Genomic DNA, 25,937 nt, shown 5'->3' with positions numbered 1-25,937 from the left:
CTCCTGCGGCTTAAAAACTCGTTTTTAACCAATGGCCGACGCGCGCGACGTAGCCATGTGTTCCCGTTGCTGCCTGTGGCGGAGCCGCACGGCCCAAGCGGAACCGTTCGGCCTTGGCCATTTGCGGATAGATCAGAAGGCCGATGGCGGCCGAGAAAGACGGGCTCTTCGCCGATTCCGGCAGGCCCTTGATTCCGAGCGGCCGGCCAATTCGCGCCTGTTTACCGATGATGCGTTTCGCCTCTTCGGCGAGACCTGGAAGTTGGCTCGCGCCGCCGGTCAGGATCAGCCCATGCCCGGCAAGACTCGAAAAACCCGACTGTTTCAGACGGTCGCGCGCGAATTCCAGCATTTCCTCGACGCGCGGGCGGATAATCCGCACGAGTTGCGATTTCGGAACATAGACGGGACGATCGGGATCTTCGCCGACCGGCATGATCCCGATCGACTCGCGCTCGTCGGAGGCCGACGGCAGGCACGAGCCATAAAGCGTCTTGAGGCGCTCGGCATCGGCAAGCCTGATGTTGAGGCCGCGCGCAATATCCATCGTGATGTGATTGCCGCCCATGGAGAAGGCATCGACATGGGCGAGATGACCGCCGGAGAAAACGCCAACCGACGTCGTGCCGCAGCCGATATCGACAAGCGCGGTGCCAAGTTCGGCTTCATCGTCGACGAGAGTCGAAAGGCCGGCGGCATAGGGTGCAGCCACCATGGCTTCGACCGAAAGATGGCAGCGTTCGACCGCGAGCATGAGATTGCGGACAGCCGCCGAATCGCAGCTCACCACGTTCAAGGCCGCCACGAGGTCGTCACCCACCATGCCCTTGGGGTCGCGAATATTCTGGATTTCCCCCAGCGCGAAATTGGTCGGCACGGAATGCAGGACGATGCGTCCGCGCGGTGCGGCATGCGAGGCGCAGGCCTCAAGCACGCGATGCACGTCGCCTTCTGTGACGGCGCGGCCGCCGATCGCCACTTTGGCATCGTAAAGGTGAGAGGCGAGGCGGCAGCCCGCCGCCGTCACGATGACGCTCTCGACCTGAACGCCGGCCATGCGCTCCGCCGCATCCACGGCGAGCCTTATGGCTTTTTCGGCCTCTTCGAGATCGACAACGGCGCCGGCCTTGATGCCGAGCGAGCGCTGATGACCGATGCCGAGGATACGGCAGCTATGAGTCCGGCCGCGCAACATTTCGGACGCCGCGATCGGATCGAGCCGCGCGATCAGGCAGACGATCTTCGAGGTCCCGACGTCGAGCACCGAAAGGAAGGCGCTGCGGCGTGCCGAAAGCGGACGCAGACGCGGGGGTGTTGTCCGCGCGCTCATGTCTGACCACCTTTCGGCTTCGCCTTATGGGCGAGCAGCGCCGCGCGCACACCCGCCGCTTCTTCCGAAAGGCGCGCGACGACGCGTCCAGACTGGCGCAGATCGAGCGACAGAATATCCTTGTCAAGCACATGAAAATCGCGCTGCAGGCCGGCAAGCACCGCGGCCGCCGCGAGAGGATCTTTCTCAGGCAGCAGGATCTCGACGCCGTTCCACGCCTTCAGGCTCCAGCGCCGTTGCGACACGAACATTCCGGCGCGGATGCGGCCGCGCAAATCGCCGAGCGCAGCGAGGATGGCGATATAATCGCCGAGCTTTTCATTGGCACCGTCGCCGGCGACAAATGGAAGGCCCGCGAAGCGCGCGTCATGCATCGAATCGATCGGCATGCCGTCGGCGGCTATGATCTGGACCTGGCCGTTTCGCTGCCAAAGCGCATAGGGTTCGCGCTCTTCGATCTCGATCAGGAGACGATCGGGGTAAAGTTTCGCGACGCTTGCCTCCTTGATGAGGGGCACGCGTTTCAGCCGCGCGCGGATTTCCGCGACATCGAGAAAAACCAGCGAATTGCGGGGACCTATACCGGCGGCTGCGAGGATTTCAGGCTCGCCCAATTCCCGTTGGCCCGCAATGGTGACGGCTTTGATGCCAAATCCGAGCGTTTTGGCCGCGAGATCCAAGGGGTTTCCGTAAGCATCGACGAAAACCTGATATTCGCCGCCCCTGATCGCGCCGTAGAGACCCGCTCCGGCCAAGAGAATCAAAGTCAGCATCATTTCGGCCGCCCGGGACCTGACGAAGCTTGCGGATTGTTTTGAATGTTTCGGCGCGACCGAAGACCGGCTCGGAGCACGGCTCACGAGTCTATCTTCGAATCCATTCGATCCAGGGGCTCCTGCATAAGCCAAAGACGGAGATGAGAAGCCCGCACTGACCTCCTTCACCGATTGCAGGAGGCGTCTTCCACCATCCATCGTACCAGCTCACCGAAAGAAAGCCCGGCATAGGCCGCCATTTCCGGCACGAGGGAAGTCTCGGTCATACCTGGCTGGGTATTGACTTCCAACACGATGAGCTCGCCCGTACCTCCGGGGCGGTCATCGTATCGGAAATCAGCGCGGCTCACGCCGCGACAGCCGAGCGCCCTGTGCGCCATGAGGGCCAACTCTTGGACATTTTGGTAAACATTTTCTTTAAGAATTGCCGGCAGGACGTGAATTGATCCGCCTTTTGAATATTTTGCGTTGTAATCATACCACCCGCCGTCCGCGGCGCGGATATCGATGACATCCATGGCCCTGTCGCCGATGACGCCGCAGGTCAGCTCGCGGCCGGCGACGAAAACCTCGACCAGCAGGCTGTCGCCATAGGCCCAGTCGCTGCGCGTTAATTCCTGTGGCGGATATGCCTGATCCTCTTTGACGATGAGCACACCGAAGGAAGACCCCTCGTTGAGCGGCTTCACCACATAGGGCGGCGGCAGGACATGCGCCTTGGCGGCCGTCGCGCGATCGACCGTGACACCTTTCGCCACCGGAATACCGGCGGCTTTCAACACGTCCCTGGCGCGATCCTTCTGCATGGCGAGCGCCGAGGCCAGTACGCCCGAATGCGTATAGGGGATCTGCAACATCTCCAGAACGCCTTGGATGATGCCGTCTTCGCCGAAACGGCCGTGCAAGGCATTGAAGGCGACATCCGGCTTCAATTTGACCAGCGTCTCGGCGATCTGGCGGTCGACATCGACGCGCGTGACCGCGAAGCCCTCCGCTTCGAGCGCTTTGGCGCAGGCCTCTCCAGAGCGAAGCGAAACCTCGCGCTCGGCTGAAAAACCGCCCATCAGAACGGCAATATGTTTGGCCATGTTGCTCCCGCCAGCCCTTTTTGACGCATCATCCTTATCCGAAAAGCCTGCGGCTTTTCAGGATCATGCCTTGTCACGCAGCCAGATCGACACTGTGCCCGCATGCCCCGCCAGATGATAGGAGTCGAAAATATCCGCTAAAGCTGGCTCGTGGCGTGCCCAGGCTTCGAGCTCCGGCGTTTCGGTGAGAAGCACGTCCGGCTGGCCGCGCCGCACATCTTCCGCGAACATGGCCTCGTCGGCCAGCTTATAGCGCAGGAGGCTGGCGCGCCGGGCTTCATCGACGCCGCCCCGGCCGAGAAGATATTTCACCGTATAGGACACCCAAAGGCAATTCTGCCGTCCGATCCAGGTACCGCCAAGCTGACGCACCAGAGGATGGCCGAGGTCGAGTTCTTCCGCCAGCGCCGCGATTTTGGGATGCGCGGGCGCGAGACGTTCGACTGCGGCCTTCACGCCGGGAAACTCCTCCTTATTGCCGAAATCGATGGGCGCTCCGAAGAGCAGAGGCGCGATCAGGCTTGCCGGCAGAAAGATCGAGAGCGCAAACCGCCGCCGGCTTGCCGTCTCGTTTTTGCCGAGGAGGCCGAAGGCCATGGCGAGCAGCGCCAAGGCGAAGCCTGGATAGGCATGGTTCATCCAGCCTTTCGATTGGATGAGGAATGTCACCAGAAATCCGATCGAGGCCGCGATCAGAACCGGAAGGCGCGGATCGGTGAAACGGCCGCGCGCGACGTAGAAGAGTATGAGAAGCAATAGAACATTGGCGAGAAACGCTGGAACCATCAGGACAAAGAGGGGTGACTCGCGCGCTGGCACATAGACATTGGTGATCAGCGGCAGCGCTTGCGTGAGATAGGCCGGAAAGAACCAGACGATCGCCACGAAATAGAGGCCGAGAACGAGGCCCATCGTGAAAATTTCAGGCGTAAACAGCAGGCGCCAGGCGCGCCGGTGGAGAACCGCGTAAAGCACCGCCAAGCCGACGGGGAGCACGTAATAGGGTTTGAACGCGAGACCCAGTCCGGCGCCGAGCCCTGCCAAGAGCGCCAGCCAAAGAGCGGGACTTGCGCCGCCCTTCACCCGTGCCGCGCAAAGCGCGAGCAAAGGCAAGACGAGAATGAGCGCCAGATGCTCCCGCTCGGAGAAACAGAAAGCCGGAACCACGAGCAGCACGAAGCTCGCCGCGGCGAGCGCCGGCATCGTCTCGTCTGGCTGCAACAGGCCGGACCTTTTGAGAATGAGCCCCCCGAATCCGATCGAGAGCAAGGCGCCTGCGAAGGCGAGGCAGATGACGACAGGCTCGGCCGCGAGGCCAAGCGCGCGTGCCAACAGGAGGGACGGGATATAGGCGAGAAACGCCACCGGCGGATTAGGGTCGGAGATGTCGATATAGGGCGTCGCGCCGCCGAGAACCTTCTCGGCAAAGGTCATGAACCAGGAGGTGTCGCAATTCACATGGCCAAGCGCCTGCTGCAGCATGGCGATGGCAACGATCGCGACGGTCAGCCAGGGGCTCCGCGCGCAGCGTTTCAAAAGGCTTTCAAGATCAAATGGTAACGCGACATCGGCCCGCGCGGAAGAAGACATGCTCATCGCTTGATTGCCCCTGCGGGAATTTTCCGCCGGATCATCGTCTCTGAGCCTTAATTTTTATGCCTGCCGACCCGCTCGATCTCCCATTCAAGCAGGATTCCGGAAGCGCCCAGGACGCGGCGGCGCACCTCTTCGCCGAGATTTTCGAGATCGGCCGCGGTCGCATGGCCACGATTGACGAGAAAATTACAGTGAAGCTCGGAAACCTGCGCATCCCCCATGACAAGGCCGCGGCAGCCGGCGTGATCGATCAATTCCCAAGCTTTGCGGCCTGCAGGGTTTTTGAAGGTCGAACCGCCAGTGCGCGTATTGACCGGCTGCGTTGCTTGCCGCGCCTCTGCGATCTCCGCCATCTCCTTGCGGATCTGCTCCTGATCGCCCGGCTTTCCGCGCAGCTTCGCGCGCGTGAAAATCACGCCCTCGACGCCGCAATGGCGATAGGTGTAACCCATGTCGTCAAGCGCGAAGGTCCGCAGATCGCCCTGCCGGTCGATGCCCTCGCAGGACACGAAAATATCCTTGATCTCGGAGCCGAAAGCGCCGGCGTTCATCCGCAGCGCGCCGCCGATTCCGCCGGGAATCCCGCGCAAAAACGAAAAGCCCGCGACCGACACCATCATTCCTGCGCTCGCAAGCTTCACGCCGAGCGAGGCGGCTCCGATCGTCGCGATCTCGCCCTGAAACGACATGTCGTTGAAGCCCGGACCCAACGCGATCACGACGCCTTCGATTCCGCCGTCGCGCACGAGCACATTCGAGCCCTGGCCCAAAATGAAGATCGGCACGTCGGGATCGAGATGCGACAGGAAATAAGAGAGATCCTCGGCATCGGCTGGCGTGAAGACGGCCTGCGCGAGACCGCCCGTCTTGAACCAGGTCCAAGGCGCCAATTCGACATTGGCGATAAGCGAGCCGCGCAGTTCCGGCATCGAGAGCGAAAGCGGCGTGACGATATCTTCGAACATGACGGGCCTGGACCGTACCCTCTCCCAGAGGGAGAGGGTGGCTTGCGGAGCAAGCCGGGTGAGGGGTTAGGATCGCGCAATTGAAGGGATGTAACCCCTCATCCGCCTCGCCTTCGCTCGGCACCTTCTCCCACAAGGGGAGAAGGTTCGCAACGATCAGCTTAACGCCGCGAGCTGTCCCGGCAGGGCATAGGCCCATTGCGTGATGTTTCCGGCACCGAGAAAGACAATATAGTCTCCGGGCTTGGCAAGCCCCCGCACTATGCCCGGCAGCGCGTCGGGACCCGAAAGCGCCAAAGCCTGCCTATGGCCATGGGCTTTCAAAGCCGTGACGAGATGATCGCGGTCGGCGCCTTCGATCGGCGCTTCTCCGGCCGAATAGACGTCCGCGACGATGACCGTATCGGCATCGTTGAAACAGGTCGCAAATTCATTGAAGAGCGAATGGAGCCGCGTATAGCGATGCGGCTGCACGATGGCGATGACCTGCGCCTTGGTCGACGCGCGGGCGGCGCGCAGCACGGCGGCGATCTCGACCGGATGATGGCCGTAATCGTCGAAGACCGTCGCGCCGTTCCATTCGCCCGTACGGGTGAAGCGGCGCTTGACGCCGCTGAAACCTGCGAGCGCGGCGCGAATGGCATCGGCCGACATGCCGAGCTGATGCGCGACGGCCAAGGCCGCCGTCGCATTCATCGCATTGTGATGGCCGGGCATGGGCATCATGAGATTGTCGAGGCGCGTCTCGCCGCCCAGCCGATTGCGGATCACGACCGAAAAGCGTGACACGCCGCCCGTCAGATCGACATCGACGAGGCGTGCGTCGGCCTGCGGGTTCTCGCCATAGGTGATGATGCGGCGGTCTTCGATCTTGCCGACGAGCTCCTGCACCGTCGGATGATCGAGGCACATCACCGCGAAACCGTAGAAGGGAAGGTTTTCGACGAAGGCGCGAAACGCCTCTTTGATCGCGTCGAAGGTCTCGAAATGATCGAGATGTTCTGGATCGATATTGGTGACGATCGCAATATCGGCGGGCAGCTTCAAAAATGTGCCGTCGCTTTCGTCCGCCTCGACCACCATCCAGTCTCCGGCTCCGAGCCGCGCGTTGGTGCCATAGGCATTGATGATGCCGCCATTGATGACGGTCGGGTCGAATTTGCCCGCATCGAGCAAGGTTGCTACCAGCGATGTCGTTGTCGTCTTGCCATGCGTGCCGGCGATGGCGACGCATCGCTTGAGCCGCATGAGTTCGGCGAGCATTTCGGCGCGCCGCACCACCGGCAGGCGGCGCTCCCGCGCGGCAACGAGTTCGGGATTGTCGCGCTTGATCGCCGTCGAGACGACGACGACTTCCGCCAGCCCCAAATGCTCGGCCTTGTGGCCTATGTGGACGAGGGCGCCCTTTTCACGCAGCCGCAAGACATTGGCATTTTCCGAAGCGTCCGAGCCTTGCACCGGATAGCCGAGATTGAGCAAAACTTCGGCTATGCCCGACATGCCGATGCCGCCTATGCCGATGAAATGAATTGGGCCCAATTCACGCGGAAGCTTCATGGCCATCCTCCTGGCTCGAAGCCAGTTGTTGCACAAGATCGGCGAGCCGTTCGGCCGCGTCTGCTATTCCGACGCGCTTTGCCAATTCGGCCCGGCAGAACAAATCGCCTTGATCGTTCAGCGCCTCGGTCAAGGCGCCAGCGAGCCATTGCGGCGTGAACCGCGTCTGCGGCACGACGATGGCCGCGCCGCTTTCGGCGAGCTGCGCCGCATTGCCCGCCTGATCCTGATCGATCGCATGGGGAAAGGGAACCAGAAGCGCGGGACGGCCGATGACGGCCAGTTCGGAAACGGTCGAAGCCCCTGCCCGGCCGATCACGAGATGCGCCGCGGCCATGCGCGCCGGCAGATCCGGGAAGAAGCTTCTGACCGCCGCCTCGACGCCGAGGCGCTGATAGAGCCCGGCCACGCGCGCCATATCTTCTTCGCGCGCCTGCTGGACGATGACGAGCTTGCGCCGAATCTCTTCCGGTAGAAGCTCGATCGCCGCGGGCACGACATCCGACATGATGCGCGCGCCCTGGGAGCCGCCCGTCACCAGAATCCGCAGTCGGCCGTCCGTAAAATCGGGAAACGGCGTTTGGGCCGCCTCCAACACCGAAGGGCGCACGGGATTGCCGGTCAATCGCGTTTTGGCGGCGAGCTTCGCATCCGCACCACCCAATGTCTCGAAGCCTTTGGCGATAATATCGACGCGCGACGCCAAAAAGCGATTGGCGCGGCCCATGACGGCATTGGCTTCATGCAGGATCACGGGCACGTGCAGAAAGCGCGCGGCGAGAACTGGCGGCACCGTGGGATAACCGCCAAATCCAACCAAGACCAAGGGCTTCGTCTCCTTCAACAGACGATAGGCCGCGAGCGTGCCCCGCGCGAGTGTAAAGAGCGCCAAAGCCTTGGCAAAAGGCGAACCGCCGCTTGGCGTCGCGGAGGGAATTTGATGAACGGCGCGTGCCGGGAAGTTGCCGCCATATTTCGTGGCACGTTCATCGGTGACGAGTTCCACCGCATAGCCGCGCGCGATCAGCGCATTGCTCAAAGCCTCGGCCGGAAACAAATGTCCGCCGGTTCCGCCAGCGGCAACAAGCACCGGACGCGTCATGCGCCTTGTTCCACAGGCAAATCGTCATGCTGCATGTGATCTTGCGGCATCTCGTGTTCATGCATGTCGAGCATCAAGGCCGAGTGCGGCCTTTTGCGGGTGACGGCGACCAGGAAGCCCATGCCGAGCGCAAGCGAGATCAAGGACGAACCGCCATAAGAGATGAAAGGCAGAGTCATGCCTTTGGCGGGCATCAGATGCAGATTGACCGCCATATTGATCGCGCTTTGCAGGCCAAAGAGCAGCAAAAGGCCGGCTGCCGCGAAACGGCAAAATGGATCTTCGTCGCGCGTCGCCTTGAAGAGGCCGCGCAGCACGATGAAGCCGAAGAGCGTGACGAGGAACAGACAGGTGACGATGCCGAATTCCTCAGCCGTGACGGCGAAGATGAAATCCGTATGCGCGTCCGGAAGAATGCGCTTGATCGTGCCCTCGCCAGGACCTTTGCCGAACCAGCCGCCGGCGAGAAAACTATCGAGCGCCGTATCGACCTGGAACGTGTCGACGATGCCGCCGCTCGTCCCCGGATCGATGAACTTCAAGATACGCGCCCGCACATGCGGCACGAATTTATAGGCGAGCAAGACACCGCTCATGCCTATGCCGCCGATGCCCGCGACCCAGAACCAGTGCAATCCCGCCATGAAAAACAGGCTCGCCCAGACGAGTGAGATCAGCATGGTCTGGCCGAAATCAGGCTGCAGGATCAAGGGTACGATCGTGATGGGCAGCAATAGCAGCGCGAGAAGATTACCCGGCACATCGTTGCGTTTGGCACCTTCCGAAAAGGCCCAAGCGGCGAGAATGACAAAGGCGGGTTTTAAAAACTCCGAAGGCTGAATGCCGAAGATCCAGCGCCGCGCGCCCTTTACCTCATGACCGAACAGAAGCGCGACGATAATCAAAGCCATCGAAACAATGAAGATCAAGAGTGCCGCACGCCGGACGTGACGCGGCGATAGAAACGAGGCCGCAATCAAAACTGCGAGTGCGGGGACGAGAGCCTCCGCCTGGCGATGCACGAAATGAAATGTCGGAAGGCCCAGACGCTCGGCGACGGGCGGGCTCCCCGCCATGGTGAGCACCAGACCGAGAACGATCAAGGTGCCGAGCGCGGCCAAAAGCCAGCGGTCCACGGTCCACCACCAATTGGCCAGAGCTGAACGTTCGACGCGCGAGACCATGATTGCCCCCTTAGACCTTCTCTCGTTCGGCAAGCAACGCTTTCACAAGTCCGCGGAAATAATCGCCACGCTTCTCGAAATCCGGAAACTGATCGAACGAGGCACAAGCCGGCGACAGCAGCACGACCGGCGCATCGAGCGAACTGGCTTCGGCATCGCGCGTTGCCGCGAGAAGCGCGACATCCAGGGTGCCGCAACGCTCGTAAGGCAAATCATCGCCGATGGTACGGGCAAAAAGCTCCGTCGCTTCGCCGACGAGATAGGCTTTCACGACTTTCGGAAACAGGCTTCGCAAAGGTTCGATGCCGCCTTCCTTGGCGCGGCCGCCGATGATCCAGAAAATCTGCTCGAAGGATAAAAGCGCTTTTTCGGCGGCATCCGCATTGGTTGCCTTCGAATCGTTAACAAAGAGTACTTTGCCGAGCTGGCCGACCTCTTCCATCCGATGCGGCAGACCCGGAAAGCTTTGCAAACCCGCCCGGACGCGGTCGAGATCGAACCCATGCGAGCCTAGCGCCGCGACGGCCGCGGCGGCATTCTGGCCATTATGTTTGCCGCGTAACGACGCGATCCCGGCGAGATCCGCGATGGTCAGCGAGCGGCCCTGAACACGCCGGACGAGACGCGTGCCATCCAATACGATCCCTTCGGCGAGATCGTCATGCGTCACCGAAACGGAGGTTCCGGACTTCTTGGCTTTCTTCAAACGATCGGCAATCGCGACGCAGATGTCATCGTCGAGACAGATGACGGCGTTTTCAGCGCCGGCCACCAGCCTTTCCTTGATCGCCGCGTAATTTTCCATCGTGCCATGCCGGTCGAGATGATCCGGCGTGACATTGAGCAAAACGCCGACCCAAGGATTGATCGACGGCGTGAGGTCGATCTGAAACGACGAGCATTCGATGACATGCACGCGATTATCGGCCGGCGGCTCGAGCGCGAGAATGGGCGTGCCGATATTGCCGCCGACCTGCACGTCATAGCCAAAGCTCTTGAACAGATGCGCGACAAGCGCTGTCGTGGTCGATTTGCCATTGGTGCCGGTAATCGCGACGAAGAGCGAGCGCGGCGCGATATGGGCGCGTTCACGGCAGAACAATTCGATGTCGCCAATGATCTCGACATCGGCTTCTTTCGCCTTTTTGACGCTCCAATGCGGCTCCGGATGAGTGAGCGGCACGCCGGGCGCGAGCACGAAGGACGAGAATTGCGTCCAATCGGCGTCATGCAGATCGACGACGTTGAGGCCTGCCTCTCTGGCTTTGTCGCGGGCGCTTTCCTTGTCGTCCCAGACCGACACATTGGCACCCCCGGCAACGAGCGCCTGCGCGCTGACAAAGCCCGAACCGCCGAGACCGAAGAGAGCGACATTCTTATCCTTGAAAGAAGTAATCGGTGTCATCCTTACCTCAATTTCAAGGTCGAGAGGCCGATCAGAGCCAGCGCGAAGGCAATGATCCAGAAGCGGACCACGACCTGCGGCTCCGACCAGCCGAGCTGTTCGAAATGATGATGGATCGGCGCCATCTTGAAGACGCGCTTGCCGGTCAATTTAAAGGATATGACTTGAACGATGACAGACAGCGCCTCGAGCACGAAAAGGCCGCCGACGATGGCCAGCACGATTTCATGTTTCACCGCGACCGCGATCGTGCCAAGCAAGCCGCCGAGTGCGAGCGAACCCGTATCGCCCATGAAGATTTGCGCTGGCGGCGCATTGAACCAGAGAAAACCCAGGCCCGCTCCGATCATCGCACCAACGACAACGGCGAGTTCGCCGGCGCCGGGCACGAAATTAATGCCGAGATAGGTCGAGAAAATCGCATTGCCCGCGAGATAGGCGATGATGCCGAAAGTCGCCCCGGCGATCATCACGGGCACGATCGCAAGCCCGTCGAGCCCGTCGGTCAGATTGACCGCATTGCCGGAGGCCACGATCACGAAAGGCCCGAAGACCAGAAAGAATAGGCCGAGATCGACGACGAACCCATTGATCGCTGGCAAAGCGAGCCCTGTCGTATAGGGACCGCCGAGCCACATCATCGCGGCGCAGGCGATGACCGCGATCAAAGCCTCAAGCAGAAGCCTGATCCGGCCGGAAAATCCATTGTGAGTCTGCCGCGTCACTTTCAAATAATCATCGTAAAAGCCGATGAGGCCGAAGCCGATCATCACAAGCAGAACGATCCAAATATAGGGATTGGTGAGATTGGCCCAAAGCAAAGTCGCGACGATGAGCCCGGAGAGGATCATCAACCCGCCCATGGTGGGCGTACCCTTCTTCGTCAAAAGATGCGATTGCGGACCGTCGGTGCGGATCGGCTGCCCTTTGCCCTGTTTCAGGCGCAGAGCCGCTATGATCTTCGGTCCGAAAAAGAAGACGAAGAACAAAGCCGTCGCCGTCGCGCCACCGGCCCGAAACGTAATGTAGCGAAAGAGATTGAGCGGACCGTGACTTGAAAGTTCCGCAAGCCAAAAGAGCATATTCTAATCCTTAGACCTGCGTCGGGGCGGGCGCTGCGAAATTCTGCTTGAGCGCATTGACGATTTTGCTCATGCGGCTGCCGTTGGATCCTTTGACAATGATGATGTCGCCATGGCGAACCGCATCGAGCAGCAGCGGTTCGAGATCGGCGACATCTTCGCGCCAGGCGCCCCGCGTCTCGACCGGCAGAACCTCGAAGAGAGACTTCATCAAAAGTCCCGCCGCGAAGACGAGATCGATATGATTTGCGCCGACGTCGGAAGCGATTCCCCGGTGCCACGCGGCTTCGTCGGCACCCAGTTCCAGCATATCGCCGAGCACGGCGATACGGCGGCCTTCGGCCTCGACCGGCAAGGCACCGGCAAGCGCCAAAGCCGCGCTCATCGAAGCCGGATTGGCATTATAGCTCTCGTCGATGACCGTAAACGGTCCTTGCGCGGTCTCCAAAATCAGCCTCTGTCCCCGTCCCGCCTGGGCTTGGAAAAAGGCAAGCGACGCGACCGCATTGTCGAGCGCGAGACCTGACGCACGTGCCGCCAGCAGCACAGCCAAGGAATTCACGGCGAGATGCTTGCCCGGCGCGCCGAGGCGATAGGTCACCTCGCGCCCGAAGATACGGGCATGGATCATCGAATGATCGGCTGCAAGCGTAATATCGAGAAGCCGTGCGTCGGCCTTTTCATGCTCGCCGAAACTCAGGATATGCTCGGCGGGAGAGTCTTTCGCATGCGCTTCGAGCCGTTCGAATTGCGCGCTGTCGCGATGGATGATCGCAGTGCCGCCGCGCATCAAGCCTGAAAAGATTTCGGCCTTGGCGTCAGCGATGGCGTCGACGCTGTCGAAATATTCGAGATGAACCGGCGCGACATTCGTCACGATGGCAACATGCGGCCGCACCATCGCAACAAGCGGCGTGATCTCGCCAGCGTGATTCATGCCGATCTCGAACACCCCGTAATGGGCCGATTTCGGCATGCGCGCCAAAGTAAGCGGCACGCCCCAATGATTATTATAGGACGCGACCGAGGCATGCGTCGGACCGCTTTGCGTAAAGACGAGGCGCAGCGCTTCTTTCGTCGACGTCTTGCCGACCGATCCCGTCACCGCGATGATACGCGCGGCGGAGCGCTGACGCGCGGCTTCTCCCAGCCGCCGCAGCGCGGCGAGCACATCGTGTACGATATAAAGCGGGCCCTGCCCCTTGAGCGCATCGGCATGGGCCTCATCGATCACGGCAGCGGCGGCACCTTTTTCAAGCGCGGCTTCGACATAATCATGGCCGTCATTCGCATCGCCCTTGATCGCGAAGAACAGATCGCCTTGCACCAGCGTGCGCGTGTCGATCGAAATGCCATAGGCGGCCGACGGCACATAGCCGCCGACGCGCGCTTCGAGCGGCGCGACGAGGCCAAGGCCGGTCCATAAGGGCTCAAGTGCTGTTGTCATCATATTCACGTGCCGAGGTCCTTGAGGACGGCTCTGGCACAATCGGCGTCCGAAAAGGGCAAGGTGCGATTGCCGACGATTTGGCCGGTCTCATGGCCTTTGCCGGCGATCAAGAGCACATCGCCCGGTTGAAGCGCCTTGATGCTTTCCGCGATCGCTGCGGCACGATCGCCGATCTCGCGAATGCGCGCTGCGGCGCCGGCGCCCTCAAGGATCGCGCGCCGGATCAAAGCCGGATCTTCGCTACGTGGATTATCGTCCGTGACGACGACCTGATCGGCAAGGCGTGCCGCGACGTCTCCCATGATCGGCCTTTTGCCCATGTCGCGATCGCCGCCGCAGCCGAAGACGACGACGAGATTTTTCGCCGTCAGCGCGCGCAAGGTGCGCAGGGTTTTGTCGAGCGCATCTGGCTTATGCGCATAATCGACGAAGACGGGCGCGTCGCGATAGCGCCCGACGAGCTCCAGCCGGCCCGGCGCGCCTTCCAAATGTTCGAGCGCGGCGAAAACTTCGTCCGGCGGACTGCCCGTCGCGATGCAGAGCCCGGCCGCGACTAAGGCATTCGAGACTTGAAAATCGCCGGCAAGCGGAAGCGTCACCGCATAGGTCTTGCCGTCATAGACGACCCCTATATGCGAGATGAGTCCTTCGCGTGTCACCTTCACCAAGCGTAAAGCCGTGCCCTTCGCGCCCACGGTGAAAAGACGAAGCCCACGTGCCTCGCAAGTCGCAATGACTTTATCGGCCACATCGCTGTCGGCATTCACGATGGCCGGCTGACCCTTGTGAAGCAAAGTATCGAAGAGCCGCAGTTTCGCATCGAGATAGTCCTCAAGCGTCGCGTGATAATCGAGATGATCGCGCGAGAGATTGGTGAAGGCGCCCGCTGCGAGACGCACGCCGTCGAGACGCCGCTGGATGATGCCGTGCGAGGAGGCTTCCATGGCGAGATGCGTCACATCCTCATCGGCCAGGCGCGCCATGGCCCAATGCATCTGGATCGGGTCCGGCGTGGTCAAGCTGCCGTAGCTGCCGCCCAAGGGCGCGACGATGCCAAGCGTGCCGAGCGACGCCGCGAGCTTCCCGAGCCTTGCCCAGATCTGCCGCGTGAAAGCGGCAACCGATGTCTTGCCGCTCGTACCGGTGATGGCGACGATCGTCTCCGGCTGCTCTTGGTAGAAACGTGCCGCGCCGAATGAGAGGCTGCTGCGCACGTCTGCGACCTTGACGAAAGCCGCATCTTCGAAGCCCGTCTCGGGATCGCTTTCCGCCACGACAGCGATCGCGCCTTTGGCGACCGCTTCGGGTGCGAAGGCGAGGCCATTGACCTTGGTGCCGGGCACCGCAAAAAATACAAAGCCCGGCTCGATCGTCGCGCTATGGACACTGAGGCCGCGCACCTCCCGCCCGGCGAAACGCGCCGGAATTTCAGCCGTGGGAAGAAAATCGGCCAAATGCATCAATGGCCTCCGTGCCCGGTTTGCGGAATATTGGCCATTCCATAACCGAGTTTAGCCAGCAGCGGAAAAGGCTGCGTCGGCAGATCGATCCTCGGCGCGATGCCGAGCATCGGCCCCGTGCGTTCGATGATCTTACCCGTCACCGAACCAGAATTCCACGCGGCGGTGCGATAGCCGCCGGTTTCCGGCAGACCTTGCGGTTCATCCATCAATGTGAGGAAGAGATATTTCGGCTTATCGGCCGGAAGGATCGCCATGAAGGTCGTGAACACTCTATCCTGGGAATAGTGACCATGCACGATCTTGTCCGCCGTGCCGGTCTTGCCGCCGATGAAATAGCCCGGAATATTCGCAAGCTTGGCGGAACCTATTTCCGCGTTGAGCCGCATGAGATAGCGCATGGTTTCGGATGTCTCGGGCCGCACGACCCGGGGCGCATCCTTCTTCGCATCCTCTTCGCTTCGCTTCAAGAAGGTAGGCGGCACCATGATACCGCCATTGACAAGTGCGCCGACGGCCATGATCGCCTGCAATGGTGCGACATTGAGACCCTGTCCGAAGGCGATCGTCATCGTATTCAATTCACCCCAGTTCTTCGGCACAAGCGGCTCGGCCGATTCCGGCAGCTCCGTGCGGAGCCGTGTCAATTGGCCCATCTTGCGCAAAAACGCCTTATGGCCTTCGACACCGACCATCAAAGCCATGCGGGCCGTGCCGATGTTCGAAGAATAAGTGAAGACTTCGGGCAAAGTAAGGACGCGATGCTGGGCATGAAAATCATGGATCGTGAAGCGCCCGTAGCGCAGCCAGCTCCGCGCATCGATGCGCGAGTTCAAATTCACCTTGCCGGATTCGAGCGCCATCGCGATCGTGATCGCCTTGAAGGTCGAACCCATTTCATAGACACCGACCGACAGACGGTTGATGTGATTGGGATCGAGCGCATCGGCCGGATTGTTCGGATCGAAATCGGGCAATGAAGCCATAGCCACGACTTCGCCCGTATTGACGTCGAGGATGGCGGCTGCACCCGCCTTTGCCTTGAACTTCGCGATTCCCTTTTCGAGTTCTTCGCGCACGACATAAGTCGCTTCGAGATCGAGCGACGTCACGATGGGCTTCAGAGTCTCGGGCGTCAGACTGAAGCCTGCGCCGTGCAGATCTGCGAGCCCCTGCCCGTCGATATATTTTTCGAGACCCGAAATGCCGACGCCGTCGAGATTGGCGAAGCCAAGCACATGCGCCGCGATGGAGCCATTCGGATAGACGCGCTTGTTCTCCGGCAGAAAGCCGACACCCGGAAGCCCAAGGTGATAGACTTCCTGCTGCTGCTTCGGCGTAATCGCCCGCTTGACCCAAACGAATCCCTTGCCCGAACTCAATCTCTCGCGCAATTCCTTCGCGTCGACATCGGGCAGGACGGCGGTCAGAAGTTCGACGGCCTCGTCCTTGTCGATGATGCGGCGCGGCTCGGCGAAAACCGACATCACTTTGATGTCGGTCGCCAGCACTTCGCCATTGCGATCGAGAATATCCGGCCTTGCCGCGGCAACGACTTCCGAAGCACCATGTTTCAAAGCCTGCTGCGTTCCCGAATGCAGGCCAAGCATCACGAGCCTTCCGCAGATGACGCCATAGACAAGCACGAAGATCACAGCCACGAGCTTGATGCGCCGCGTGCTCTTATCGAGCTTCGTCGCGAAGAGCCCGACACAGAAGCGCCACAGCCTGCGCACGCGCGTCGGCTTCGCTGCAGCGTCTTGGCGATCAGGCTGAGAAGAACTGGGCGCGATGCTCATGCGTTTTGCATCTCATCTTGCAGGGCTGGAAGGCGTGACGGAACCGGCGGCATTGCCGTCGCGCGGCGTATTGGTCGGCTCGGCCAGGCCAAGCGCTTCAAGCTTACGGCCGATTTCGTCGACCCTCATGCCGCGATCGGGTAAGGCTTCGGGGCCGACGATCTGGTTCAGCGCCAAGGGCTGCAAATCGAGGAGCTTATCGGCCAGAGGCTGCACCCGTTCAGGGCGGATGACATGCGCCCATTCGGCCTTGAGCATGCCGATCGAATCCTGCTCGTCTTTGATTTGATGTTTGAGCGAAGCGATTTTCTCGGCATGAAAAATCGTCTCGTATTTGATCGAATAGGCATAGATCGCCGAGCCAACCAAGGCGAGGATCGCAAGGAGGTTTAAAAACCGCACCATCTCAGCGGCCTTTCGCATCATGTTGCGGCAAACGGATCAGCTTTGCGAGCGCTTCATCGAGCCCGCGGGGCGCGGCCTCGCTCCTGATGCCGAAGCGCAGCTTTGCCGAGCGCGCACGCGGATTGCGCTTGATCTCATCCTGCGATGGAGCGACGGGCTGACCCTTCGGCAGGCTGAAAGTCGCCTCTTTTGCTTCCGGTTCGCCGGGCAGACGCCGCGAAGCGGCTTGGCCGCGCCCCGAGCGCGTCGCGAAAAATGTCTTCGCGATCCGATCTTCGAGCGAATGGAAAGTGACGACTGCAAGCCGTCCGCCCGGCTTCAAAAGGCTCTCGGCGCCAACAAGCGCCCGCGCGAGCTCGCCGAGCTCATCGTTCACCGCGATGCGCAAGGCTTGGAAGCTCTTCGTCGCCGGATGAATGTCGCTTGGCCGGTTTGGCGCGACGCGGGCGATCATCTGCGCCAAGGCCAGCGTCGTGGTGTAAGGCGTGATCGCGCGATCATGCACGATCGCGCGCGCGATGCGCCGCGAGGCACGTTCCTCGCCGAAGTGATAAAAAATGTCGGCAAGCTCCACCTCGTCCAATGTGTTGACGAGATCGGCCGCACTTGGCCCCTCGGGCCCCATGCGCATGTCGAGCGGCCCCTCGAACCGGAAGGAGAAGCCGCGTTCCGCCTCGTCGAGCTGCATCGACGAGAGGCCGATATCGAGGACGACACCGTCGAAACCGGAAAAGCCGAGATCTCGCGCCGCCCCGGCGAGATTCGAGAATCGGTCCTGAGACAGGATGAGTCGCCCTTGCGCCTCTTCGACGAGGTCAAAGCCTCCGGCGATCGCCGTCGGGTCGCGGTCGAGCGCCAGCACGCGGGTTGCGGGCGTTGCGAGAATGCCGCGCGAATAGCCGCCGGCACCGAAGGTCGCGTCGAGATAGAGTCCGCCTTCCCGAACGTCGAGGGCGGCCAGCGCTTCGTCGCGAAGCACGGGAATGTGCCGGACCGGTCCGCCCGCAGCGGGCCTATCGGCATCGCTGCGGTCCGCACTCATTCCCGTGCTCCATGCGATCGCGGCACCGGCACGTCCGGCGTCGCGGATCCGGAGCTGAGCTGTCTTCGCATATCGCGCACCCGATGTTTGGCCTCCTCGAGATGCGCCTGAAAACGGTTCGGCTCCCAGATCTGAAACTTGTTGCCCTGCCCGACGAAGGTGACGTCGCCCGTCACCCCGGCATAGGCCTTGATCGTCTCCGTCAAAACGACCCGGCCCTCCGGGTCGACCTTCAAAATCTCGCTTGTCCCGAGGAGCGCGGTCGAGAACAGGTCCCGCTCCTCCGAATAGGGAGACAATTTTGCCAGAAGACCATCGATCTCCTGCAAAAGCGCGTTGCCGCCGCAATCCACCGCCTGCTGGTCCAGAGAGGGATGGACGTAAAGCCCCTCGAAACCATCGCGCATCAAGACAGCTCGAAACGGAGCGGGAATCGATATCCTGCCCTTGGCGTCGAGCCGGTTGGTGAAATGCGAGACGAAACGATCCACTCAAACACACCCGCATCGCCCGAAGAGTCAAAACGAGAGCGTGAGCGCTCCGTGCCGTATCCCCAGTGAGGATGCGGTTTGAAGGCCCCTGCCAAATCGAAAAGCTGTACGGGACAGTTTGGGATATCATGGGAGTTTATGGGGGTCAACGCGATCGAGGGACGGAAACACCGCCTTTTGACGGTTCCGTGATTAAGGCGCGTTAAGGTTAAGGACGGGTGAAATTGAGGCCTTCGCGGTAAAGAGGAACGGCGAAGCTGGGCAAAGCACCCGGAAACGGCTTTGAACAGCCGAGCAGAAGGATCAAAAGCCCACGGCCTCAGACGACCGGCGAATAGGCGGCGCGCCCGCTTTTCAGCGCGTCCTCCAGAAGCTCGAGCCGGTCCTGCCCCCAGAACGGCTCGCCGTCCAGCACGTAGCTCGGCGCACCAACGACACCGGCGGCGACGGCATCAGCGGTATTTCTTTCATAGGCAGCCGCAGCCGCCGGGCTCTGCGCCAGCGCAAGCATCTTCTCGGCGTCCAATCCCGCCTCGGCGAGCAGCTCTGCGATCGTCGCCGGATCGGCAAGATTGCGTTCGTTTTCGAACACGCCGGTGAAGAATTGCGGCAGCACGCTTTCCACCGGCGCGCCGCTCAGGACCAGCGCAACGATCGTCCGGTCCGCCAGCGCCGGATCGAGCGGCCAGAATTTGGGGTGCATGCACATCGGCACGCCGCGCTTGTCGCGCCAGCGCTGCAGCTCCACCAGCCGGTAGTTTTGTCGTGCGGGATGGCGCTTCGCGAGGACCAATCCTCCGGTCGCCTCAAAGACGGCGGCGAGCGCTGCTGGTTTATACGCGACCTTGACCCCTTGCCCGGCCACGATCCGCATGAATTCCGGATGGCCGAGATAGGACCAGGGGCTGGAGAGACTGAAATAATAATCGATCTGGCGGGGTGAGCTGCTCGTCATCAGACCGGTTCCAGAGCGGGATGAGCAAAAGTGTGAAGCGGTTTTGCGCACGCATCCCGCTCTAATTTATTCAACCGATCACTTTCCATGGAAAGTGATCTGGCGGCGCGGAGCCGCGAAATTGCGCGACAGCGCCGAAAAGCGCAAGCCGCGCATCGCCAGTTTAGCGCAGCTAATCCAAAAGCCGCGTCGCGGGCAGGCCCGGAAAATCCTCGAAATCCGGCGCAAGCGCCAAATCCAGGAAGAGCTGCGCCGCGGTGACGAAGAGCCCGGCCTCATAGGCCTCGGCGCCAATGTCTTCGCGCAAGAGCTCCATTTCCCGATTGAGAACGGCTTCGAAAAGCTCGGGCGTCATCGGACGATCATCCTCGAAACGCGCTTCCTTTTCGAGCCACCGCCAAACCTGGGCGCGCGAGGCTTCGGCAGGCTGCGCCAATTCCACCACGGCAGGCGTTGTTTCCGCGCCGCTGCTGCGCAGCCAAGCGTCAAGATAGAGCACGGCGGTGCGAACATGTTCGCGCAGCTTTTGCTCGGACAGGGATTCATCGGCCAGACTGCGCGATGCGGCCTCTTTCGCGGTCGGCGCAGAGGCCGGCATAGGCGCCACGCCACGCGCGGCGCTACGCGCCGGCCGCTGCGGCGGCCCCGCCTTCCGCGTGGGACTGCGCGGCGCGCTTATCGGCTTTGCCGCCGGACCTTCGGCCGGTTTCGCTCTCGACGCCGCCGCTGCGGGCCGCGTTGGACTTGTCTTCGGGGGGCTTGGGCGCGTCCGCGGCTTTGACGCGACGGCTCTTGCCTTCGGCGCTTTCGACGCGCCGCCCTTTGGTGCGGTAGCAGGGGATGTTCTAACCGAGGCGGCGATTTTCGATACCGGCTTTACAACCGGCTTGGCAGACAGGGTCTTCTTGGCCGGGGCCTTTTTGGTGAGGGTCTTCTTGGGAAGAGTTTTCTTGGCAACGGCCTTTTGCACGGCGGATTTCCGCGCCACAGTTTTTTTTGCGGGCACCTTTTTCGCGACGGCTTTCCTGACCGCTGTCTTTTTGGCGGCAGCTTTTTTGACCGAGGCCTTTTTGACGGTGGCTTTTCTTGGAGCCGCTTTTTTAGCAACCGTTCTCTTGGCAACGCTCTTCTTGGCGACCGCCTTCTTCGCGACAGCCTTTTTGGCCGGGCTTCCGGTCCCCGTCACCTTGCGTTTCTTTGATGCGGCTCGCGTCTTGGCCTTGCCAGATGTCTTGGATGCCGACGTCTTTTTCACCGTCATAATCCGCTCCACCCTCTTCTCATTCCCGATGCGCTATCATGCGCCACATCGCGCGATTTGCAATCCGTTCTCGACGAATTTGCAGCCTCACATCAATTCGCGACGATGAGTCCCTCGGGCGCGGGACCGCCATAGGCCCAGTCGAGAAGTTCGATCGTATGAACGATCGGCATCGATAGTCCGGCCTCGAGCTGCGTGAGACAGCCGATGTTGCCGGCAGCCACGATGTCGGCATGCAGCTTTTCGATATTGGCGATCTTTCGCGCCCGCAGCCGTCGCGCGAAAAACGGCTGCATCATATTATAAGTGCCGGCCGACCCGCAGCAGATGTGGCCCTCCGGAATATCGCGCACGATGAAGCCCGCCTCCCGCAAAAGCCGCTTCGGCGCATCCGTCACCCTCTGCCCATGTTGCAGCGAACAAGCCGAATGATAAGCGATAACAGACGCGTTCGGCCGCGCCGGAAGAGCGGGAAGATCGGTCAAATATTCACTGATGTCGCGCGTCAAAGCGGAAATTTTGGCGGCCTTCGCGGCATAGACGTCATCGTCGCGCAAGAGAAAGCCGTAATCCTTGACCGTCGTGCCGCAGCCGGACGCGGTGATCAGGATCGCGTCGAGACCACCGGTCTCGATCTCCGCCATCCACGCGTCGATATTGGCGCGCGCAAAGACCCTCGCCTGTTCTTCCCGGCCCATATGTTCGACAAGCGCCCCGCAGCAGCCCTCACCCTTCGCAGCGACGACCTCGATGCCCTGCCGCGCCAGCAGCCGCGCAGCGGCGGCATTGATCGAGGGTTTCAAAACCGGTTGAGCGCAGCCGCCCAGGATCACCACGCGCCGCCGCGCGGTGCCATTCGCAATCTGGGGAGTTGCCGCCTGCTCTGCCGGGGGTATGGGCAGAGTCGTAGGCGCGAGTTCGAGCATCGCCCGCAGCCGGTCGAAGAGACGCGGCTGGTCTTCCTTGGCAGGATCACGCCCCTTCGGCAAAAGCGCCATCAGGGGCCGCGCCAGCGCAGCGGCGCGAAGTGCCAGGCGAAACCGCGCTTGGTAGGGAAGAACATGCGCCAGCAGAGTGCGGAGCAGCCGATCGCTCCAGCCACGCCGATAGGTATCCTCGACATAGGCGCGGGCATGGTCGATGAGGTGCATGTAATGCACACCCGACGGACAAGTCGTCATGCAGGAGAGACAGGACAGGCAGCGGTCGAGGTGCTTCACCACCTCTTCGGTCGCGGGCTTGCCGCCTTCGAGCATGTCCTTGATGAGGTAGATGCGGCCGCGCGGGCTGTCGAGCTCGTCGCCTTCGAGGAGATAGGTCGGGCAGGTCGCCGTGCAGAACCCGCAATGCACGCAGCTGCGCAGAATCTTTTCAGACGCGGCCGTATGGCTTTCGCAAAGCTGTTCCAAAGTGAAGGTGGTTTGCATGGCCTCAATCGTTTCTCAGATCGAGACCGATGGCAATTGCTGCCACTTCGGTCGCGACTGTCTCAAGCGGCTCCTTGCGTTTCAGCTTGAACCTGTTCTTGACCCGCAGCTCGGCAGAGAAATCCTGTTCCACGATGGACGCGCTCGGCATGTGCCTCAGGGCGGCGTGAAGAGCCTCTCTGCGGCTTTGATAATCGGAAAGCTCCTTCGGCCAGAACCGGAACTGCGCCGAAAACACGTGCTTGTAGGTTTCCACGAGTTCCCTGTTCTGGGTTTCGTCCGGCGGCAAGAGACATTGGGGCTCGAAGCGGAAGTCCTCCGACGTCATGGCCTTGATCGATGATTGCAGCATGAAGAGATAGGCCAGCTTGTCATCCGTGGCCGTTGTGGAGAAACCGCCCGCGTCCGGATTGAACTGTTCGAGCGCCATTTCGATCCGCAAAGCCTGACGCGATCCGAAAATCTCGAAGCCGCCTTTGGCAAGCCGCGTTTCCACGCCCATGATTTTCGCGGTCACGTCATGGACCATGACGCATGTATTGTCATAGACGAGGCTCACGCCTTCATTGACATGCGTGCACCAGATCGGAAAGGCGACATCGAGAATGCGCGCCAGACGCTCTTTCAAGGGCAGCGCGAAGAAACGGTCAGCGACCGCGAGATCGACAAAGGCCATGGCTCTCAAATCCCCGCATACATGAGGCCGGGGTTGATGAGATGGTCGGGATCGAAGCTCGCTTTAATCCCGGCGGTGATTTTCATCAAGGGCTCGGCCAGAGGCTGAAACACGGACGTTGCCGCCCGCGTTTCGGCGGGCGCCCGCACCAGCGTCGCGTGGCCGCCGAATTTCGCCACGGCTTGGCGGATCGCCAGCGCACCTGCATCGCCCGCAGCGTTGACGGAGAGCCACAAAAGGCCGCCGCCCCAATCGTAGAAATACCGCATGTCGAGTTGGCTTTTGATCGCGTCGGCGACTTTGGCGCCCTCGGCCGGCGCGACGGAGATGCGCCAAACGGCTCTATCTCTCGGCTCGGCCAGAAAGGCACAATCGCGAATGTCGCGCCAAAGCTGCGCGGTGCGCTCCTTATCGAAAAACTCGCCCGCCGTATAAGAGGCAAGCAAGGTCCGCATAGCCTCGAGGCGGTAGGATACGGCTGAAGCGAAGCCCTCGATCCGGATCAGCGTCAGTGCGCGGTCGCCGGCAAGACCCGCCGGAAGATGCGCCGCGCCCGTCGGTTGAAAGGGGGATGTCAGCGCTGCCGACAGCGCCGCGATGGCGCGCGTATCGTCGAGGCCGACAAGAACCAACGTGCCCGACTCTTCCGTTGCCGGCAAAACCTTGAAAGTGACCTCCGTCAGAACGCCGAGCGTGCCATGCGCCCCGCCATTGAGCTTGACCATATCGAGTCCGGTGACGTTTTTAGTCACGCGGCCGCCGCCCTTGATGCTTTCGCCGCGCCCGTTGACGAGCTTGAGCCCGATGAGAAAATCCCGCGCGGCGCCCAATTGAATCCGGCGCGGGCCAGAGAGATTGCAGGCGGCGATCGCGCCGATCGAAGGCTCGCCCGTGCTGCCCAAAAGCTGGCGATGATCCATGGGCTCGAAGGGCAAACGCTGGCGATGCGCGTCCAATTGAGCCTCGACCTCGGCGAGCGGCGTGCCCGCACGGGCGGAGATGACAAGCTCGGCCGGTTCGTAAAGCGTGATGCCGCGCAGTCTTTCGGTCGAGAGAATATCTTCCGCCTCGGCCGGACGCCCAAGGCTCGAACGCGTTCCGCCTCCCCTTATGGCGAAAGGACGGCGATTGGTCCGCGCCGCGATGACGGCCTCTCTGACTTCGACTTCCGACGCGGGTGAAAAAATGGCCATTTGAACGGAGCTAGAGCCTTTTCATGAGGATGCGATCGACCGGGTAGAAAGCTAAATCGGTGGTGCGCGAACCTTCTCCCTGTGGGAGAAGGTGCCCCGCGAAGCGGGGCGGATGAGGGGTTACGATCTTTCAATTGCGAGTTCGTAACCCCTCACCCGGTTGGCTCCGCCAACCACCCTCTCCCACTGGGAGAGGGGTTCGCGCATAAAGCCGCGTATCTTAATGTCCACCAATCGCAAAATGCCCATAATCCTCACGCCGCTTCGCGGCCGCCGAGCGGAAAGACCTTGGCCGGATTGAGCAGCCAGGCCTCGTCGAACACCGCACGCACGCGCATCTGCTGATCGAGATCGAACTTCGAGAATTGATAGGGCATCAGCTCGCGCTTCTCGATTCCGACGCCATGCTCACCGGTGAGGCAGCCGCCGACCTCGACGCAGAGCTTGAGGATTTCGTCGCCGGCGCGCTCGGCCTTTTCCTGTTCCACGGGATCGTTGCAATTATAGAGAATGAGCGGATGCAGATTGCCGTCGCCGGCATGAAACACATTGGCGACGCGCAACCCGCGTTCCGCGCAGATTTCCTCGATGCGCCGCAGCACGAGCGGCAATTGCCCGGTCGGGATCGTGCCGTCCATGCAGATATAATCGGCAATGCGCCCCGTCGCGCCGAAGGCCGATTTACGGCCTTTCCAGATCGCCGCGGTTTCCATTGCCGATTTTGATTCCTTGATCGTCATCACGCCATGCATCTTCGCAATCGCGACGATGCGCGCGAGATCGGCTTCGATCTCGGCGGGCGAGCCCTCGACTTCGATGATGAGCAGCGCGCCCGCATCGAGCGGATAGCCCGCATGCGCGAAGCCCTCGCAGATTTCGATCGCGAGCTTATCCATGAATTCCATCGCGACGGGCACAAGTCCCGCGCCGATGATCGCCTTGACGCATTCGCCCGCCGCCTCGCTCGACTCGAACCCAAACAGCACCGGCCGCGCGCCTTCGGGCGAACGCAGGATGCGCAAGGTTGCTTCCGTTACGATGCCGAGCTGGCCTTCGGAGCCGACGACGATGCCGAGAAGATCGAGGCCCGCGGCATCGAGATGCGCGCCGCCGATCTCGACCACAGTGCCATCGACCAGCACCATTTTGACGCCCAAAACATTGTTGGTGGTCACGCCATATTTGAGGCAATGCGCGCCACCGGAATTCATACCTATATTGCCGGCGATCGTGCAGGCAAGCTGCGACGAGGGGTCCGGCGCATAGAAGAACCCGTCGCCCATCACCGCATCGCTGATGCCGAGATTGGTCACGCCGGTTTGAACCTTGATCGTACGATTGGGATAGTCGACGGACAGAATCTTGTTCATCTTGCCGACGCCGACGACAACGGCGTCTTCATGCGGGATCGCGCCGCCCGCGAGGCCGGTGCCAGCGCCGCGCGCCACGACCTTGACGCCCGACTTATGCAGATAGGCCATAACGGCCGAGACCTCTTCGGTCGTGCGCGGCAGCACGACCGCGAGCGGCATCCGCCGGTAGGCCGTGAGCGCATCGGTCTCATAGGCGCGCCGCTCGTTCTCGCTCGTCACGAGACAATCGAACGGAACGAGCTCTGCCAAGCCCGCGATGATCGCCTCGCGGCGATCGATGATCGTGGCGTCTGGGGTCGGAAAACGGATGGCGCTCATCG

23 protein-coding genes are annotated in these 25,937 nt (G+C 61.5%); 1 reads left to right on the top strand and 22 read right to left on the bottom strand.

Going from position 1 to position 25,937, the window contains the following annotated elements; all coding sequences use genetic code 11:
• Positions 1-10: 10 nt before the first annotated feature.
• The 18 genes from ftsA to A3OQ_RS25020 form a co-directional block, all read right to left on the bottom strand.
• On the bottom strand, positions 11-1,330 hold the full coding sequence (gene ftsA / locus A3OQ_RS0107520) for a cell division protein FtsA (RefSeq protein WP_026595606.1): 1,320 nt from the start codon (positions 1,328-1,330) through the stop codon (positions 11-13).
• Positions 1,327-2,106 (bottom strand): cell division protein FtsQ/DivIB, encoded by a 780-nt coding sequence (locus tag A3OQ_RS0107515; protein ID WP_244427106.1) that lies wholly within the window; start codon positions 2,104-2,106, stop codon positions 1,327-1,329. Before A3OQ_RS0107515 ends, ftsA begins: the two co-directional genes overlap by 4 nt.
• 164 nt (positions 2,107-2,270) lie before the next feature.
• Positions 2,271-3,194, bottom strand: a complete 924-nt coding sequence (locus A3OQ_RS0107510; protein ID WP_020174759.1) for a D-alanine--D-alanine ligase — start codon at positions 3,192-3,194, stop codon at positions 2,271-2,273.
• Positions 3,195-3,257: 63 nt separating this feature from the next.
• Positions 3,258-4,784 carry a hypothetical protein gene (locus tag A3OQ_RS0107505; RefSeq protein ID WP_152428353.1) on the bottom strand — a complete coding sequence of 509 codons (1,527 nt, stop codon included), beginning with the start codon at positions 4,782-4,784 and terminating at the stop codon, positions 3,258-3,260.
• Between the two features lie 56 nt (positions 4,785-4,840).
• A complete protein-coding gene (gene murB / locus A3OQ_RS0107500; protein WP_020174757.1) occupies positions 4,841-5,755 on the bottom strand; it encodes a UDP-N-acetylmuramate dehydrogenase in 915 nt (304 codons plus the stop codon).
• A gap of 156 nt (positions 5,756-5,911) precedes the next feature.
• Complete coding sequence (gene murC, locus A3OQ_RS0107495) at positions 5,912-7,312, bottom strand: UDP-N-acetylmuramate--L-alanine ligase (RefSeq protein WP_020174756.1); 1,401 nt, start codon at positions 7,310-7,312, stop codon at positions 5,912-5,914.
• A complete protein-coding gene (gene murG / locus A3OQ_RS0107490) occupies positions 7,296-8,414 on the bottom strand; it encodes an undecaprenyldiphospho-muramoylpentapeptide beta-N-acetylglucosaminyltransferase (RefSeq protein ID WP_020174755.1) in 1,119 nt (372 codons plus the stop codon). The genes murC and murG overlap by 17 nt, the downstream gene beginning before the upstream one ends.
• Positions 8,411-9,598 carry an FtsW/RodA/SpoVE family cell cycle protein gene (locus A3OQ_RS0107485; protein ID WP_020174754.1) on the bottom strand — a complete coding sequence of 396 codons (1,188 nt, stop codon included), beginning with the start codon at positions 9,596-9,598 and terminating at the stop codon, positions 8,411-8,413. The genes murG and A3OQ_RS0107485 overlap by 4 nt, the downstream gene beginning before the upstream one ends.
• A gap of 10 nt (positions 9,599-9,608) precedes the next feature.
• Positions 9,609-11,003: a UDP-N-acetylmuramoyl-L-alanine--D-glutamate ligase gene (murD, locus tag A3OQ_RS0107480; RefSeq protein ID WP_020174753.1), complete on the bottom strand. Its 1,395-nt coding sequence runs from the start codon at positions 11,001-11,003 to the stop codon at positions 9,609-9,611.
• A gap of 2 nt (positions 11,004-11,005) precedes the next feature.
• On the bottom strand, positions 11,006-12,085 hold the full coding sequence (gene mraY, locus A3OQ_RS0107475) for a phospho-N-acetylmuramoyl-pentapeptide-transferase (protein ID WP_020174752.1): 1,080 nt from the start codon (positions 12,083-12,085) through the stop codon (positions 11,006-11,008).
• A gap of 10 nt (positions 12,086-12,095) precedes the next feature.
• A complete protein-coding gene (locus A3OQ_RS0107470) occupies positions 12,096-13,532 on the bottom strand; it encodes a UDP-N-acetylmuramoylalanyl-D-glutamyl-2,6-diaminopimelate--D-alanyl-D-alanine ligase (protein ID WP_040580732.1) in 1,437 nt (478 codons plus the stop codon).
• Positions 13,533-13,537: 5 nt separating this feature from the next.
• Complete coding sequence (locus tag A3OQ_RS0107465; protein ID WP_020174750.1) at positions 13,538-14,995, bottom strand: UDP-N-acetylmuramoyl-L-alanyl-D-glutamate--2,6-diaminopimelate ligase; 1,458 nt, start codon at positions 14,993-14,995, stop codon at positions 13,538-13,540.
• On the bottom strand, positions 14,995-16,794 hold the full coding sequence (locus A3OQ_RS0107460; protein WP_020174749.1) for a peptidoglycan D,D-transpeptidase FtsI family protein: 1,800 nt from the start codon (positions 16,792-16,794) through the stop codon (positions 14,995-14,997). The genes A3OQ_RS0107465 and A3OQ_RS0107460 overlap by 1 nt, the downstream gene beginning before the upstream one ends.
• A 12-nt stretch (positions 16,795-16,806) precedes the next feature.
• Complete coding sequence (gene ftsL / locus A3OQ_RS0107455; protein WP_020174748.1) at positions 16,807-17,199, bottom strand: cell division protein FtsL; 393 nt, start codon at positions 17,197-17,199, stop codon at positions 16,807-16,809.
• A gap of 1 nt (position 17,200) precedes the next feature.
• Complete coding sequence (rsmH, locus tag A3OQ_RS0107450) at positions 17,201-18,241, bottom strand: 16S rRNA (cytosine(1402)-N(4))-methyltransferase RsmH (RefSeq protein ID WP_020174747.1); 1,041 nt, start codon at positions 18,239-18,241, stop codon at positions 17,201-17,203.
• Positions 18,238-18,732, bottom strand: coding sequence for a division/cell wall cluster transcriptional repressor MraZ (locus A3OQ_RS0107445; protein ID WP_020174746.1), 495 nt, complete (start codon positions 18,730-18,732; stop codon positions 18,238-18,240). The genes rsmH and A3OQ_RS0107445 overlap by 4 nt, the downstream gene beginning before the upstream one ends.
• A 319-nt stretch (positions 18,733-19,051) precedes the next feature.
• Positions 19,052-19,687: a 2-hydroxychromene-2-carboxylate isomerase gene (locus tag A3OQ_RS0107440; RefSeq protein ID WP_020174745.1), complete on the bottom strand. Its 636-nt coding sequence runs from the start codon at positions 19,685-19,687 to the stop codon at positions 19,052-19,054.
• Between the two features lie 172 nt (positions 19,688-19,859).
• Positions 19,860-20,186 (bottom strand): hypothetical protein, encoded by a 327-nt coding sequence (locus A3OQ_RS25020; protein WP_020174744.1) that lies wholly within the window; start codon positions 20,184-20,186, stop codon positions 19,860-19,862.
• A gap of 4 nt (positions 20,187-20,190) precedes the next feature.
• On the opposite strand from A3OQ_RS25020, the gene A3OQ_RS25275 reads away from it, so the two are divergent.
• Positions 20,191-21,057: a hypothetical protein gene (locus A3OQ_RS25275; protein ID WP_020174743.1), complete on the top strand. Its 867-nt coding sequence runs from the start codon at positions 20,191-20,193 to the stop codon at positions 21,055-21,057.
• Here A3OQ_RS25275 and glcF read toward each other — a convergent pair.
• The 4 genes from glcF to A3OQ_RS0107410 form a co-directional block, all read right to left on the bottom strand.
• Positions 21,041-22,375: a glycolate oxidase subunit GlcF gene (gene glcF, locus A3OQ_RS0107425; RefSeq protein ID WP_020174742.1), complete on the bottom strand. Its 1,335-nt coding sequence runs from the start codon at positions 22,373-22,375 to the stop codon at positions 21,041-21,043. The two genes, A3OQ_RS25275 and glcF, sit on opposite strands and share 17 nt — an antisense overlap.
• A gap of 4 nt (positions 22,376-22,379) precedes the next feature.
• Positions 22,380-23,051, bottom strand: a complete 672-nt coding sequence (locus A3OQ_RS0107420; protein WP_020174741.1) for a hypothetical protein — start codon at positions 23,049-23,051, stop codon at positions 22,380-22,382.
• A gap of 5 nt (positions 23,052-23,056) precedes the next feature.
• Positions 23,057-24,244, bottom strand: a complete 1,188-nt coding sequence (gene glcE, locus A3OQ_RS0107415; RefSeq protein WP_020174740.1) for a glycolate oxidase subunit GlcE — start codon at positions 24,242-24,244, stop codon at positions 23,057-23,059.
• Positions 24,245-24,498: 254 nt separating this feature from the next.
• Positions 24,499-25,935, bottom strand: coding sequence for an FAD-linked oxidase C-terminal domain-containing protein (locus A3OQ_RS0107410; protein ID WP_020174738.1), 1,437 nt, complete (start codon positions 25,933-25,935; stop codon positions 24,499-24,501).
• Between the last annotated feature and the right edge of the window lie 2 nt (positions 25,936-25,937).

Origin of the sequence: Methyloferula stellata AR4, assembly GCF_000385335.1 — a bacterium.
Classification (GTDB): domain Bacteria; phylum Pseudomonadota; class Alphaproteobacteria; order Rhizobiales; family Beijerinckiaceae; genus Methyloferula; species Methyloferula stellata.
This window is presented reverse-complemented; position numbering and strand designations above follow the sequence as displayed.